Source organism: Paenibacillus sp. P2(2022), from assembly GCF_029522175.1.
In the GTDB taxonomy this organism is placed as follows: Bacteria; Bacillota; Bacilli; order Paenibacillales; family Paenibacillaceae; genus Paenibacillus; species Paenibacillus polymyxa.
The window spans coordinates 143,842-159,318 of sequence record NZ_JAKWFI010000008.1 but is presented as its reverse complement, the minus strand read 5'-3'; the positions used below and the strand labels follow the sequence as shown (position 1 = coordinate 159,318).

The following is a 15,477-nucleotide window of genomic DNA, read 5'->3' as shown; positions in this document are numbered from 1 at the left end:
TATGATTATTATCCATCTAAGGACGTTTCAAATGGTTAAGATGTCCTTTTTACTTTTTTTCAGTAATTTTGGTAATGATATTCCAATTAAGATAAGAACGATCCCTACATATTGCGGAACACCAATGTGCTCATTCAGGACAAAGACAGACATTAATAAGGCTGTTGGAAGCTCCATTGCACCTAATATTGATGCTATTCCTGATCCCACTAACGGAACACCTTTAGAGAAAAGCAGTGTGGAGAGGAAGGGACCGACAAAAGCTAAAACAAACCCGTATTGTACAGCCAGTTGTAATAAAAGCTTTCCGTCTGTTAAAAACGTTGGAGGTAAAATGATCGAACAAACGATGAGGCCTCCGGTAGTCATGAAAGCTGTCTTCATCATCGGATTTGCTTGAACGGCGACCCTACCACTAACGATCATAAAAATAGAATAAGATAATGCTGCAAGCAGACCATACAAAAAGCCAAGCCAATGAACGGCTGAAATTCCAGTTGAATAAATATTAGTTGCGCTTATCGTTCCGATAAGTAAAGGAATGATGGATAGTAGCTTTCCTTTTTCAGGAATTCTTCTATTGAAAATTGCCTCTAGCAACACACCGATCCATGTAAACTGAAAAAGGAGTACAATTGCCAAAGAAGCTGAAATATATTGAAGTGAGAGATAATAAAACATTCCTGTAAGCCCCGTTGTAGCCCCTACGGTAACTAATAATATTATTTCCCTTTTACCTGGCGTTACAAACTTCTTCTGTTTTGTACTCTTCGTGCCTTTAGTAACCAGCACTCCGCCCCATAATAATATCGATCCTAAGAGGAGCTGTATTCCAACAACATCATTCACGATATAACCATCTTTATAGGCTAATTTCACAAAAGTCGATAATAAACCATAACAAATTGCACCTAATATGACATATATATACCCTTTCATAACCTCGCCTTTTTCTTCATCGGATTTTATATAATTACTAAACCTTCTCTACAATTCCCTTAACTAAAGCAATGAAATTCTCTCTTACCAAGGCAGCTACCTCAATTACTTCGTCATGACTTAGAGGCTGATCTAGAATTCCACAAGCCATGTTGGTTAAACAGGAGATTCCAAGAACCTTCATATTCGCGTGAACAGCTACGATGGCTTCTGGTACGGTTGACATTCCAACAGCATCTGCGCCTAATGTACGAATCATGCGAATTTCAGCTGGGGTTTCATAAGCTGGACCACTCCACCAGGAATATACGCCTTCGCGTAAAGTTGTATTTTGTGCTTTTGCAACTTCCGTAGCAATTTGTCGCAATTCAGCATTGTACACTTGAGAAAGATCAGGAAAACGAGTACCCAGATCGTTATTATTCGGTCCAATCAATGGATTCGTACCTACCAAATTGAGGTGATCCGTAATCAACATTAACTCACCCGGTTTAAAGTCTTTATTAACGGCGCCGCAAGCATTGGTGATGAGCAAGTTTTCTACACCCAGGGCCTTCATCAAACGCACCGGAAAAGTCACTTCATCCAAAGAAAAGCCTTCATAGTAATGAAAACGTCCTTTCATTGCCAATACAGTTTTTCCCTTTAGCTCCCCAATAACTAATTCGTTGGCATGACCTAACGCTTCAGATTTTGCAAAGTGAGGAATTTCGCTGTAAGGTATTGTGAAAGGGTTTTCAATTTCGTCAGCCAATGTCCCTAATCCGGACCCCAAAATCATTCCGATCGTCGGACGATATGATGTTTTACTCATGATAAAGTCTCTGGTTTCCAAAATATCTTGCATTTTATGCATATTCAATTCCTCCTAAAATAGTTTGCTGTAAGCTATCTGTATCAATCACTTCAAATTGCTGCTCCAACAGCTTTCATTGATTAGTGTAATAGCTTAACTACCTTTTGTAAATAACTATTTATCATTTATATAAAAAGACTAACTAAATGTTAAATAATTCGTCATTATCTCCAGTTCTTTTTATACTAATTATCAAAAGTTAATTCATGTTTTCTTCATTAGCTCAACGTGTATCTAAAACATCCAAAATTGTACAGATTTAATAATCAGAGTAGATATATCATCAAAAAAGCCCGATAATAATTGTAACTATATATTTATGTCTGAAAACAACATCTTGTATTAAAGATCAAGGGGAAGTTATATGTTAAATAAATTTGAAGAGTTATCATCACCCAAAGCGAAAAACTTAAAACTGTTATATAGCTTAGTTCGTAAATTAGGTCCTGTAACCATTAACACGTTAGCTGAGCACACTGGTTTTAAGCATGTAACATGTGGGCGTTTACTTGACGAACTTGTTGCAGAAGATCTTATCTATGATAGTGGGATTGGAAAATCAAGTGGTGGACGTAAACCTCTGGCCTATGTGATCAAACCGGATGCTTACAACTTGATTGGGGTTGAGATTACAAGCTTATACACAACTGTCTTGCTGCTTGATTTAAAGCTAAATATTATAGGCGTCAAAAAATTAAAGATGACCACCGAATGTACTGGAGAGTACACATTAAATTATGTAGCAAAGTGCGTTGAGGATTTACTGGCTGAACATAACGTTCCTAGGGAGAAATTGTTGGGCATCGGCATTGGGGTTCTCGATTCGTTTGATCCGGCAATGGGAGTCATTTCACATCCCCAACTTTTTCCTGCAGGTGGATGGGATATAAATATAATTGAATATTTAAAACATAAAACCAACACTCCTGTATTTCTGGAGAATGGGACCAACTTGGCTGCGCTAGCTGAATATCGTATGAACTTTTGGAAAGAAACAGATAATTTAGTCTTTGTATCCAGTGATATTGGAATTCGATGCGGTACTATTTTTCAAGGCAGATTGGTTAGCAGAAAAAGAGATATGGATGATACCTTTGGGCACATCATCATTGATATTCATGGTCGACGTTGTTCTTGTGGCTCATATGGGTGTCTCCAAGCATACAGTAGTTTGCCTGCTATTCGTGACGAAATGGTTAGGCTCATGAAGCGTGGCAAGCCTTCAATGCTTACGACCGAAGTTAACGATTTCGAAGAGATCAATTTACACCACATTTTATATGCTTTAGAGCAAAACGATGCGCTCTGTTTAGAAGTTGTTGAGGATGCAGCTTATTACTTTGGTGTGGGTCTCAGTAATCTGATTTTTCTGTTACGTCCTGAGATCGTGATTTTCGGAGGAACTCTAGTACCAAAACCGCGTTTTTTTGAGGTAGCAGCTAAAACAGCACAAGATCGACTAAAATTTTATCCTGATAGTCATGTTCAAATCATTAAATCCACTGAAGCCTACAATATTGTGGCTCAAGGAGCTGGTTGTATGGTGTTGGATTATTTCACTGAAGAGGTACCTGTTTAGCATTTAGTCATCGATTCAAGTTCTTATCCACACCTGAGATGAGAACTTGAATCATTCAAAACAAAAAAAGACGAGCCAAGCGACTCATCTTTTTGAAGTGACTATTTATTTACGTACGACGGCATAGCCTTTATTCTTCAGTAGATGTCCTGTTGAGATTCGAACGATTCCAGCTCCAAGATCGGTAGCTTACGCTTCAGAGATTTCTGAATAAAGTACAGATTAATTCCCTGCCCGTTAGTTCAATGGATTCATATACAACTAAAATCCAAACTCTGTTACTCTTTCAAGCCACTCACGAATAAGTGACTCAAATAATAGAGCCTGTTCAATTTGAAGATTATGGCCTGCTCGATCTAGAACGGCAAAGGTTGCTCTAGGATAATTGTCTAAAATTTTAAAAGCGTCTATGTAACCAACGACTGCATCTTGTCGTCCAAGAGTAAATACTGTTGGTTTATCGAATACTAATTCATCTATATTGGTGGAAAATCCATAGTTTCTTTGAATCTTGCTAAGAAAATCGTAGTCAGCGATCTTACAACCTGCCACGATCTCTTCTGAATACCTCTTCCAATTATATTCATCGAGAACGACTTGATTTGCGCTAAAATCACTTATTTGCTCTTCACTTAAGGTGCCCATAAACTCGCGATCACGATGAACAACAAAATGCTCGGGAAGTATTCTCCTTTTGTGTTCAGGAACAATTAATGGACAAATCAGTGCAGCTCCACCAATACGATCTTTATGTCTATTAATTATTCCTCTTGTAATATAACCACCGTATGTTTCGCCTGCTATGAGATAATCTTGGTTTGGGACAAGAGTTTCAATAAAATTTATAACTGCTTCTAGCATATCATTTGAATTACATATTTGATCGTAATCCATTGTTTGTCCCATTCCAGGCAAATCAAGATAGATACGACGCCAACCGGGGATATCTTCAAATATCGGTTCCATACACCCACTCATTAACCGATGGTCTGGTGTAAAACCATGGATCATTATAATCGGTTTGCCTGTACCAATTTCCTCGTAATATATATTGGCATTCTTGACTTTACAATATGGCATACAGACTCCTCCAATTGATATATTTATAATGTGCTTATACTAAAGAAAAATCTACATTGCTTTATCTAGCACACCAGATCTCCGTTTCCGTTTCGTTTTGATTATATACTCATACATAATATATGTAAAGAACACTTGTTCGCCATAATTGTTTCCGGGGTTAAACTAAATTGCTGTTTTATTATTCATCACCATATAAAGTAGGAAGACCTTGATTCATCAGTGCTTCTGACGAATCAAGGTCCCTACTTTGTCTCAACTATAATGGTTACTCACAATGTGCGGTGTCATAATTAGTGAGAAAATTATCGCTATCCAACTCATGTAAGCCATAAAAATCATAATTAATGAGAATATCCTCATTACTGTAATGCATAAGTATACATCCACCTTGTATAGGTTTCATATTATCTTTATTAGCTCAAAAGACATCAAAAAAAGCTTGCCAGCGACAAGCTTTTTCAATGTTTAATTTCAACTTAAAATAGCGACTTTCAGCGGGACAATGTTATCGTGGTTTTAGAATTGCTTTCTTGTAAAAAATATGAATTTAGAAGAATCACTTCGGGCGGGGCTTTGCCATGACAGAGCTGCGCGAACCCAACATATAGAACATTCAAAGCAGATACAACGCCATTCCAGCCGCGACTTTGGTGCTGTTTTTTTACATTTAACATCGTTACACCACTTCTACTTGGCAATTTATACATCGTTATTTTCTAAAAAATGTTACAAATGCCCTAGCTGCAATAGATGATGCTGTATTGCATTTTAACTAGTAAAAGCCACTCTGTAACATTAAATGCATCGAAACCGGGATGAAGGATTTTATTCAAATCCGGGTGCCTGACGCAAGGTGATTTCAGTACGTTTCATCCGTTCCACTACACCACGAAGTCCTTCTATAAACTGCTCCTTACTCTTCGGCTGCTGCGGTGTGTACTGCGGCGAATCCGGGACCCGTATCCGAATGGGTGGAAAACTTCCAAGCTCAGACACTACCTTGACTTACCACTCTCTGTTTTTTCTCCCATGATTGAGCTGCGAAAGTTAAGTTAGTCATAAGTCCATCTCCATTTCTTTATAATCGGTTCTAAACGCCGATTTAAATTCCGTGGAACAATAAAAAAAAACGGCCGCTGTTCGCATCGTTTGCGACAAGGCCGTTTTTTGTTTTTCGTACGCTAGCTTCAACTTGCTATTCTTGCCAAACACTCATAGGGTCCCATGGCTTGATCTGATCGCCATATTTTCCGGCCAAAAAAGCTTTCATGTCTTCCAGCTTAGCAGGCACCTCGTTCCAAATTGGAAGGGGTGGTAACCCTCGTTTGCTTTTCAATAGGATATCCACTGTAACATACAACCGTTCTGGCTGAATCCAATGAAGGAAGCGGGAAATATCAATTTGCTTGGTCAGGGACAAGGTATCAATTTCGTCATTGTAATGCTTGTTAAACTCGCTAATCAGGTTCAGGAGGTAGTCTCTTTGCTCCTTCACGAAGTCCAGGCCGCAGATGGCGCCATGTCCTGGAACAACGATTTCGGGTTTAATTTCATCAATAATGCGATCAAGCACTTTAACCCAATTGAGGGTTCCCTCTTCGCTGTATGCCGTACAACCGTTAAACACGACATCGCCGGCGAACAGCACCTTTTCTTTTGGCATCCACAGCAGCAAGTCACTGTCAGAGTGGGCCGGAGCTACGTTGTAAATCATAACTTCCATATCGCCAAGACGGATGTTGATATCGTCCTTTATCTCAATATTCGGGAGCACCCATTCTACGCCTTCTAGGTCGAATCCTTCAAATTCCGCTGCAAAAAACCGCTCGCCCGAAGTCGATTCCGGAGAATTCTTTCCTCTTCTGATGACGCTATCCATCCAGGCGATATTTTCGGTGAGACGCTCTCTGGACGCTTCCTTGTGCATAATAATGCAAGCATCTTCAAACACTTTGTTTCCCCAGGCATGGTCACTGTTATAGTGCGAATTCACCACATATGCGGGAGAGCCGCCGTTGCTTACTTCCTTAAAAGCCTCACGCATTTCCCGCGCATGGAACAAATCGAAGAACGTGTCATACACCAGCCCTCCGCCCTTGTTGATGAACCCGGCATTGGCCCAACTGATGCCGCGATACGGCGAAATACCGGCAAAGACGCCATTTGCGACTTCAAAAAATTTAACGCGAGGTTTTTGGATAATACGTCCATACTTCATGGAAATTCTCCTTTGCGTATATGTTTTTGGGGTAAAGCACACTGATTATGTCTTTAATATAGAGAATCGAAAACATAAATGCAAGCAAGCACTTGCATGCATTTATGTTATGCAATATGATAGTAACAGAACAACATCAAACAACATGGATGGTGGCGCTGCAACATGAAGCTAGTAACCTTTCAAACCAAGACATCTCAGGAACCTTTATTTGGGCTTGTAATTAACGAGAAATTTGTCGTGTCTTTTGCCGCAATCATGAAAAAGCAGGGAACATTCGTTGACAGTCTTGAAAGTATGGACAGCTATCTTCATTATTTGCCGGCAAGTTATGATGCCGCTAAGGAATTGATGCAATATGCTGTCGAACTGTCGCATCAATTCAATGAAAATGAAGTCTGCCCGATTGCAGCGGTAAAATTGCTGCCGCCGGTTCCACATCCGGCTGCGCTTATCGATTTCGGGCTGACGCCAAGACATCTGAGAAATGCTGGCGTAAATCTGCTGCAAAGAGAATACACAGGACCGGAAAGAGAAGAACTTAAACGAAAAATTGCTGAAAAATTCCAGCGAGATCCGAATAAAGTAATTTTCAGTTATTACAAGTGTAACCATAACGCATTAATTGGCGATGGGGATACGATACATTGGCCTTCGTACTCTTCCTACCTGGATATCGAGCCGGAGCTGGCCTTTGTTACAGGGAAGGGGAACTGCATTGCAGGTTATGTTATTTTTAACGACAGTACTGTTCGCGATGTGCAGTGGCCTGATTTCCTGGCGCTGACTGGACCGACGCGCTGCAAAGATTTTGATCGCAGCAAAGGAATAGGACCATTTCTGGCTACGCCGGATGAAATCGGCAACCCGCTGGCACTGGATGTGGATGTACGGATCGGGGAGAGACTGCACTGGAAGGGAAGCACATCCGAGTATTCTGTACACCCTGCAAAAGTGATGGAGGAGATTCTCAAAGTTTTCACGCCGCTCCCGGGCACGATTATAGGAATGGGGACGATACCGGATTGCTGCGCAATCGAGACCGAACAATGGCTGTTGCCCTCTGACCGAATCCAGATTACATTTGATAAATTAGGCTCGCTCACGCAATTGGTGCCTGATCATGTCAAGATTACTGAACCAAGCCGCTGGGAAAAAAGAAGCGATTTGCCTTAAATAAACGTTTATGAAAATGATGAACCCCGACCCTGCTGCATATACAAAATCTTGTAGTAGAATAGGTTTAACATATGTAAAAGGAGAAATGCAATGCAAACTTCAGACAGAATCATTGAAGCCGCGACACGGCTCATCAAAAAGAAGGGCTATCGGGGAGTAAGCACCAAAGCCATTGCAACGGAAGCTAAGGTCAATGAATCTACGATTTTCCGGCAATTTGGAAGCAAGCAAGGCATATTGGAAGCCATCATTGAAAGACATTCGGATATCCCGCAATTTGAGAAGCTGTTAAAAGAGGATGCGACCGATAATCCGGAAGTAGATCTGCTGAATGTAAGTCAGCAGTACCGCTTGTTTTTCCATAGAAATGCGGACATCATTTTGATTGGCATCCGTGACAAAGGAATGCTTCCCGAATTGGACAGAGTGCTGGCCGATCCGCCGGTGAAGCTGCACTCCTTGCTGGTTGAATATTTTGAACGCCTGCAGAAGAAAAAAGTTATAGCCAGACAGGATGAGCGTCTTGCCGCCATGACTTTCCTCTCGATGTGCTACGGATTTCAGATGAGCGAGCTGATTCACCGGCAATATCAGTCCCAACTCGTCACCGAGGAAGAGTTCTACAAGCACAGTGTCTCATTGTTTGTTAAAGGAATCTTGTCTCAGTCATAAGCTTTATTGATTTATTTAATGATAAATCTAACTTCTCCTCTCAAAACATCACCAATTATTAATCATCACCATATAAAGTAGAAAAGCCTTGATCCATCGGTACTTCTGATGAATCAAGGCCCCCACTTTGTCTCAAACATATATTCAAAAAAGTCTCATTTATTAATTACATTTGTCTCAACTATAATGGTTACTCACAATGTTCTCCTACACCTAAATTTATTAAATCTTGTAAGCCTTCATCGCTTTTCTTAGCTCTTTGAACGAAGGTCGTTTGCCATACATTAAGACACCCGTACGGTAGATCTTGGCGGCCAGCCAGCCAAATAATAGGATGGAAGCAACTAGAATGGCTAGTGACAGCCAAATTTCCAGCAGGCTCGCCCGTTCCAGTCCGATGCGTAGCAGCATGACGGTCGGAGAAAAGAACGGAATGTATCCGGCCACCTTAATGAAAATCGTATCAGGTGCCGCAATATTGAAAATCCCGATGTAAAAGGCTGCGAGTGACAGCACGGTAATCGGCATGATTGCCTGCCCCAACTCTTCAGTACGGCTAACAATGGAGCCCACCGCGGCGAACAATACCGCGTACAGAAAGTAACCGAGAATGTAAAATATGAGACCATAGCCCAGCACCGCAATATTCAGTTGAGACAAATCCAGTCCGACCGAGCTAAGAATGACATTATTATGCGGCAGCATGAGGTTGGCGCACATAACAGCTGCGAAAACGGCAATTTGCAGCAGACCTACCAGGAAGATGCCAATAATCTTCCCAAACATTTGGGTCAACGGCGACACGCTTGTGATGAGAATCTCCATGATCCGTGAGCTTTTTTCCGATGTTACCTCTGCGGCGATCATATTCCCCGTCATCATGGAAGAGGTGAAGAATAAAATCATCAATACATAGACCAAACCATAGTTAATCATGGAGGTCGCTTTTTCCTCTTTCCCCGCAGCTCCCCCTGCCTCAGACGGACTGTCTACTTCCCTGCTATCCACCAATACAGGTGCACTAATTTCACGTATTTGGTCGCTGGTCAGCGACTTGTCACCCATAATAGCCTTGACCTTTGCTTCCTGAAGTCCCGTTTGCACCAATGTAATGACAGCCGGAGATGGCTCTTTTTCTACAGAGACGTATTCCACTTTAGGAAACGTGTCTCCCTTGGCGGCAGGCTCCGTGAACTGCACGTAACCTTGCAGCTTTCCGTTGTTCAAGGCTTGCTGCATTGCCGGCGCTTGTACGCTGTCATAACGTACCCAGATGGCTGCCGGATTGGACTGCTCCTTAGTAAATCGCTCCAGCTGATTTGCCACTTCTGTCTGATTCCCGGCAATCAGACCCAAGCGTTGATGTGCGGCTGCAGTTGTGCCGGAACCTCCGGCCCCTTCTCCTTTAAACAAAGAAATCAAATACGGCAGATTCATGCCCATCGTAATGAGCAAGGCCAATACCAGTGTCGTAATGATAAAGGATTTGGTCCTCGCCTTCTGACGAAACGTAAACCCGATCACCGTACCCAGTCTATTCATGGGAATCCCCCACCTCTCTTATGAAAATTTCGTTGAGCGTAGGTTCCTTGATCTCAAAATGCTCCACATCCGTTTGTCCCAACGCTGTTTGCAAAATTAACTTCGCCGCATCCGGCTGCTCAATATGCAGCATCCAGCCACGATCCATATGCTCTACACGGCGTACGCCCGGCAGCTGTTCCAGTCCGTTCACTTCACCTGTAGTGATGAGGCGAACTTTTTCACGTGGGTAACGGCCCTTAATCTCTTGCACACTTCCCTGCACTACGGTATTCGAGCGGTGCAAAATCGTAATATGTCGGCACAGTTCCTCTACATGCTCCATACGGTGGGTTGAAAATAAAATCGCTGCCCCCTCATCCCGCAGTTCCTTCACCGTATCCTTAAGCAATTCGACGTTCACCGGGTCCAGCCCACTGAAGGCCTCATCCAAAATGAGCAGCTTCGGGCGATGCACGACCGCGGCAATAAAGCCCATTTTTTGCTGATTTCCCTTGGATAGCTCCTCAATCCGCTTGTCGTAATATTCCGGCACTCCAAAACGCTCTAGCCAGTAGCGTAGACTTTTGTCTGCCTCCTTGGCCGACATTCCCCGCAGCCTGCCCAAATAGTTAATCTGCTCGCTCACCTTCACCTTGGGGTACAGTCCACGCTCCTCGGGCAAATAGCCCATTGTCCGCTGAAGCTCCTTGCTGTAGGGCTTGCCTTCATATTGAATGCTTCCCCCGTCAGGGTAAATCAGGCCGAGCACCATGCGCATCGTTGTCGTTTTACCTGCTCCATTGCCTCCCAGCAGTCCGTAAATCTCGCCACCGTTCACATTCAGGGATATTCCGTTTACCGCCGTATGATTCCCATATTGCTTCACGACCTTTTCCAATTGCAGCATGCTCATGATTGCTTTACCCCTTCCTTCTTCATGAATGTCTCTGTATCCGTCGATAGTTGTCCCGCAGACCAATGTACTAAAATATCATCCAGCTCCAGACGGCGCACACGGATGGGGCGAATACCCGCTTGTTCCAATATGGCACTGGTCTCTCCAGCTGCCAGCGTTATAATTCGCTGTAAATTCCCATCACTCTCCGTCTCTACAACTCCCGGAAGCTCCGATGCCTCCTCTGGTGTACCTTCAAACCACATTTCCTTGCCATTTTCGAGCAGATGGTCTTTTTCCAGCTTGCCAAGCAGCCTGCCATCGTGCATCAAGACAATATAATCCGCCAAACGCTTGATCTCGTCCATGATATGGGTAGCAATAATGATCGTCGTTTTACCGTTCTTCATACAATCCCGCAGTTCCTCCAGCATGATCTTCCAGGCAAAAGGGTCTAGACCCGATGAAGGCTCATCCAGTAGCAACACACGGGGGTGCGGCGCCAAGGCAGCAGCCAGTTCGAATTTCCGGCGCTGTCCCTTGGACATACTCGATAATTTCGTATGTGCTGGAACCTGAAAGCGGTCCATTAGACGCTGAAAACGTGTTTCATCCCAGCCGGGATACCACAATGCTCTAAAAGCCGCTGCTGCTTCTGCAGTTAGTCGATCCTCCTCGCGAACCGGCTGCTCCGGTATATACCCAACCCATTGTCGTGTATCTGCCGGCATGCCGTCGGGGTATGCTTGACCGAACCAACGAATCTCACCGGAATCCGGATGAACAAGCTGAGTCAGCAAATGAATCAATGTGCTTTTCCCTGATCCGTTATGTCCAGCCAAAGCGACCACATATCCTGGTTCAACCGTTAAATTAATCGGTCCAATTTTCCGGTCACCCCGGGTTTTATAGACCTGGCTCATCTCAATAATTGGTGCTTTCATCTGTATTTCCGTAGGAACTCCCACATGATTATTCACGGCTGTCACTCCCTCACCTGGACTTCATACCTTCTTTTCACCATTTCTGCAAAAAGCTCCAATAATTCCTGCTCTTTCATCTGTACAGCGATGCCTGTGGCAATCGCCGTTTCCAATGCCTCAGTCACCGCTTTAAGACGGTAACCTGAGCGCATATCATCCTCGACCAGAGCTACGAAGGTGCCCGTTCCTTGCCGGGTACGAAGCAAGCCTTCGTTCTCCAAATCCTGATAGACTCGCCGGACGGTGATTACACTGCAACGGAGCGTTCCCGCAAACTCACGAATGGAGGGAAGCAGCGTTCCCGCTGCAATCTGTCCGGTTACAATGAGTGAACGAAGCTGCTTTTCAATCTGCGCATACAGCGGTTCCGCGCTATTCTCATCAATTTGCACTGGAATATTCACCTGCTTTCCCCCCCTTTTTAGTTATTTTTGTACACATACTACTAAGTTAAGTTCCGTTTCATGAGCTTACGCTGTGTCACCCGATAGGACACTGACATAGCCAGAACTCCTCCTAACAATGCTCCCCACATCACCGGGGACAACAGCAACCATTCCTTACTATAAGAAGCCGTTATCGATACCAGGTTGGCCCCACATACTCGAGCTATAATCGTAACCATCCCGCACATTAGCATGATCACAATAGATAGCCAGAAGTACTCTTTTCCTCTTTTCAAAAATTCCAAGTGAATATAAATGGCTTGAATGAGCATTCCGTAGCCTATCCAGGTCAGAGCAAACGATACAAAGAATCCTGTGCTGGCATATATCCGAAGCGTACCTGACAATGTAAACAAAAGAGCAAAAAATATCACACTATTCGCAACAAACGCCAACACCGCCTGTTGAATTCGACTCATAATTACCGCTTTCATCGGTATAGGCAAGGTGCGGAAAAAGGCTAGCATGTGCGTATAAGAATCTTCCTGTAAATATTTGAACGCTCGACGGTTATAAATGAACCCTAAAAACGGAATCAACGTCAGCATGATGAAATCAGCTACTGGACTCAAGGCTGCATGCTCACCCCATTGCACACTTACCGCAAAACTCATGGTAAATCCCAAATACGCAATAAACAGCAACGTCCATAGTCCTGCATATGGATTCTTGCGAAAATCCTGACGGGTAATCATCCATGCCTGCTTCATGATTGTCATTTTCTTATCCTGATCCCTTCTGCACTGCTTGTGTAATAACAACTTCGTTCGCTCTTCATTTCAAAGGTGTTACCACAGTATTCAGTGTTATTACTGTATATATCTTTATACACAGTATATAAACCAAGATTTACCGTTGTCAACTACCTGAACAATATTGTGCGTACAATCACAATAGCTCGTTTGGACCTATGCTACTCTGTAAATGAAAAACGTTCTCAATTGAGGGGATGAACAAATGGATAAAATACTGCATTGGGATGAGTCCATATTTAACCTTGTTAATCGTTATCCTGAAGTGAAGGACATTATGGTAGAACTGGGTTTTCACGATATTGCCAAGCCCGGCATGCTCCAAACCGCAGGACGTTTTATGACACTGTCCAAAGGAATTGCGTTGAAGAAAATAAGTATGGAAACTATGCAGCAGACGTTTATGCAACATGGTTTTACCATTCAAAAATAAAGGGGTTAACGATCATGAGCGAGCTAATTAACAACCGTGAACATACAGCACAGGAATTAACGGAGCGTCAGCGAACATTGAAGGAAATTATTAAAGAACTACATGCCGGGAAAAGCGTGGAGGAAGTTAAAGCGCGTTTTGCAGAGGCTGTTGGTGGGGTAAGCGTGGCGGAAATTTCAGCGATGGAGCATGCCTTGATGACCGAAGAGGGAATTCCGGTGTCGGAAGTCCAACGTCTCTGTTCCGTTCATACATCGATATTCAAGGGCTCTATTGAGGATATTCATCGTCCTTCGGGACCGGAGGAACAACCAGGACATCCTGTTCACACCTTCAAGCTGGAAAATCGTGAGATCGAACGTCTGGTCAACTTTAAGCTGGCCCTCCATGCAGAGCAGTTTCAAAAGGAAGACAGCCCCAAGGTTATTTACAAGCTGCTTGAAGATTTAAGTCTGTTGATGGATGTCGACAAACACTATAGCCGCAAAGAAAATCTAGTATTTCCTTATCTAGAACGCTATGGAATCTTTGGTCCAACCAAAGTGATGTGGGGGGTGGACGACGGCATTCGCGCCGCAATCAAGGATGCGAAGAAGCTGCTTACCGAATATAACGGAGATCGTGATCAGATTGGGAAGGCGCTTGCTCATATCATGAGTGAAGTGAATGAAATGATATTCAAGGAAGAGAATATTTTGCTGCCGATGGCACTCAGTAAGCTGACCGAGGATGAATGGCTGAAAATAGCCCGGGAAAGCGAGGAAATCGGGTTCTGCCTGACCGCTCCTGAGCGTGAATGGATACCTGAACGGGCAGAGGAACCTGTAGAAGCCCTTGAGCAAACAGAAGACACTTCCACTTCTGGTACTCCGCAAGGGTTCGTGCGATTCGAGACAGGGATTGTATCCGTACAACAATTGGAGCTACTGTTGAATCACCTGCCTGTGGATCTGACCTTTATCGATGAAAATGATGTTGTTCGCTATTTCTCTCACGGTAAAGAACGTATCTTTGCCCGCACAAAGGCCGTCATTGGTCGTACCGTGCAAAATTGCCATCCGCCGCAAAGCGTGCATGTCGTTGAGAAACTGCTGGAGGATTTTAAGGCCGGACGCAAGGATGTTGAAGATTTTTGGATTCCAATCAAGGACAAATTTGTCTACATCCGTTATTTTGCCGTTCGTGATTCCGAAGGACGCTATTTGGGAACACTGGAATTCACGCAAAATATCGCGCCTATTCGCGCCTTGGAAGGACAAAAGCGTATTCTATCAGAATAGCAGCCAGCCATAAGCCACCATGTTCAGGTTTTTGCCGCCCATATTAATAATATGCTGTTCGACTACAGGCTTGGCCCCTAGCTTTTCGTAAAAAGTACACGCTGGATTATCTGCCAGCACCCACACCATGACAGAGTGAATATCCATACTATTAAAGTGTTGAAGCAACCGCAGAAATAGTCTCTTGCCGAGCCCTAAACTATGGTATTCACTCAAAACATAAAGAGCCGTTATCTCTCCCCCGTACGGGGGATATTCCCCTGACTTTTCTGGACCTCCACTCACAAATCCGATCATTTCCCCCTTCTCATTTTCAGCCACATATACGAGATGACCGTCTTCAGTAGATAGATTCGCATTCCACAATTCTGTTCTTTGCTCATAGGAGAGCCGTTCCAGAACCTCGGCAGGCATGATATCTTTGTATGTCGTTCTCCAGCAGTCTACGTGCACCTTGGCGATGTCTTCGGCATCTGATATCATCGCTTCCCTAATTATCATGTGGGTTCCACTCCTAGTTTCCAATATTATGCCTCCTATTATACCGACGATCCGAATCGCGATCTATGACCTATAACAAGAAGCTCATTGTTTGGTGAAGCGGATATGCTATCCTAAAAAAACTTACCAAGAGAGTC

The 15,477-nt window shown here is 43.5% G+C and carries 16 protein-coding genes; 5 read left to right on the top strand and 11 right to left on the bottom strand.

Features of this window, described 5'->3' with window-relative positions; all coding sequences use genetic code 11:
* Positions 1–27: 27 nt before the first annotated feature.
* Positions 28–939 (bottom strand): EamA family transporter, encoded by a 912-nt coding sequence (locus MMB75_RS21555; RefSeq protein ID WP_016819557.1) that lies wholly within the window; start codon positions 937–939, stop codon positions 28–30.
* 37 nt (positions 940–976) lie between these two features.
* On the bottom strand, positions 977–1,795 hold the full coding sequence (locus MMB75_RS21550) for a purine-nucleoside phosphorylase (protein WP_016819556.1): 819 nt from the start codon (positions 1,793–1,795) through the stop codon (positions 977–979).
* A gap of 364 nt (positions 1,796–2,159) precedes the next feature.
* Here MMB75_RS21550 and MMB75_RS21545 point away from each other — a divergent pair, with 364 nt between their 5' ends.
* Positions 2,160–3,374: an ROK family protein gene (locus tag MMB75_RS21545; protein WP_016819555.1), complete on the top strand. Its 1,215-nt coding sequence runs from the start codon at positions 2,160–2,162 to the stop codon at positions 3,372–3,374.
* A gap of 261 nt (positions 3,375–3,635) precedes the next feature.
* Here the strand turns inward: MMB75_RS21545 and MMB75_RS21540 are convergent, their stop codons facing one another.
* The 3 genes from MMB75_RS21540 to MMB75_RS21530 all read right to left on the bottom strand — a co-directional run bounded on the left by MMB75_RS21540 (position 3,636) and on the right by MMB75_RS21530 (position 6,675).
* A complete protein-coding gene (locus MMB75_RS21540) occupies positions 3,636–4,454 on the bottom strand; it encodes an alpha/beta fold hydrolase (RefSeq protein ID WP_277510614.1) in 819 nt (272 codons plus the stop codon).
* Positions 4,455–5,282: 828 nt separating this feature from the next.
* The gene (locus MMB75_RS21535; RefSeq protein WP_155399775.1) at positions 5,283–5,453 is read right to left on the bottom strand and encodes a hypothetical protein; all 171 of its coding nucleotides are present in this window, start codon (positions 5,451–5,453) and stop codon (positions 5,283–5,285) included.
* Between the two features lie 199 nt (positions 5,454–5,652).
* Positions 5,653–6,675 carry an MBL fold metallo-hydrolase gene (locus MMB75_RS21530; RefSeq protein ID WP_017427997.1) on the bottom strand — a complete coding sequence of 341 codons (1,023 nt, stop codon included), beginning with the start codon at positions 6,673–6,675 and terminating at the stop codon, positions 5,653–5,655.
* A 165-nt stretch (positions 6,676–6,840) separates the two neighbouring features.
* Between MMB75_RS21530 and MMB75_RS21525 the strand changes: the two genes are divergently transcribed.
* Entirely contained in the window at positions 6,841–7,851 is a 1,011-nt protein-coding gene (locus MMB75_RS21525; protein WP_025363934.1) for a fumarylacetoacetate hydrolase family protein, read from the top strand.
* Positions 7,852–7,944: 93 nt separating this feature from the next.
* Positions 7,945–8,526, top strand: a complete 582-nt coding sequence (locus MMB75_RS21520; protein ID WP_016819551.1) for a TetR/AcrR family transcriptional regulator — start codon at positions 7,945–7,947, stop codon at positions 8,524–8,526.
* A 222-nt stretch (positions 8,527–8,748) separates the two neighbouring features.
* On the opposite strand, the gene MMB75_RS21515 is transcribed toward MMB75_RS21520, so the two are convergent.
* From MMB75_RS21515 to MMB75_RS21495, 5 genes are read right to left on the bottom strand one after another with little or no spacing between them, the layout of a single operon-like run.
* Positions 8,749–10,068, bottom strand: coding sequence for an ABC transporter permease (locus MMB75_RS21515; protein ID WP_277510608.1), 1,320 nt, complete (start codon positions 10,066–10,068; stop codon positions 8,749–8,751).
* Positions 10,061–10,963, bottom strand: coding sequence for an ABC transporter ATP-binding protein (locus MMB75_RS21510; RefSeq protein ID WP_277510606.1), 903 nt, complete (start codon positions 10,961–10,963; stop codon positions 10,061–10,063). Before MMB75_RS21510 ends, MMB75_RS21515 begins: the two co-directional genes overlap by 8 nt.
* A complete protein-coding gene (locus MMB75_RS21505; protein WP_019686051.1) occupies positions 10,960–11,925 on the bottom strand; it encodes an ABC transporter ATP-binding protein in 966 nt (321 codons plus the stop codon). Before MMB75_RS21505 ends, MMB75_RS21510 begins: the two co-directional genes overlap by 4 nt.
* Before the next feature lie 5 nt (positions 11,926–11,930).
* Entirely contained in the window at positions 11,931–12,332 is a 402-nt protein-coding gene (locus MMB75_RS21500; RefSeq protein WP_017428002.1) for a GntR family transcriptional regulator, read from the bottom strand.
* A gap of 41 nt (positions 12,333–12,373) precedes the next feature.
* A complete protein-coding gene (locus tag MMB75_RS21495) occupies positions 12,374–13,093 on the bottom strand; it encodes a hypothetical protein (protein WP_174821133.1) in 720 nt (239 codons plus the stop codon).
* A 238-nt stretch (positions 13,094–13,331) separates the two neighbouring features.
* On the opposite strand from MMB75_RS21495, the gene MMB75_RS21490 reads away from it, so the two are divergent.
* Positions 13,332–13,559 (top strand): DUF1858 domain-containing protein, encoded by a 228-nt coding sequence (locus MMB75_RS21490; RefSeq protein ID WP_174821132.1) that lies wholly within the window; start codon positions 13,332–13,334, stop codon positions 13,557–13,559.
* Between the two features lie 14 nt (positions 13,560–13,573).
* A complete protein-coding gene (locus MMB75_RS21485; RefSeq protein WP_151255706.1) occupies positions 13,574–14,839 on the top strand; it encodes a DUF438 domain-containing protein in 1,266 nt (421 codons plus the stop codon).
* Here the strand turns inward: MMB75_RS21485 and MMB75_RS21480 are convergent.
* A complete protein-coding gene (locus MMB75_RS21480) occupies positions 14,831–15,340 on the bottom strand; it encodes a GNAT family N-acetyltransferase (protein WP_090891018.1) in 510 nt (169 codons plus the stop codon). The genes MMB75_RS21485 and MMB75_RS21480 overlap by 9 nt on opposite strands.
* Positions 15,341–15,477: the final 137 nt, after the last annotated feature.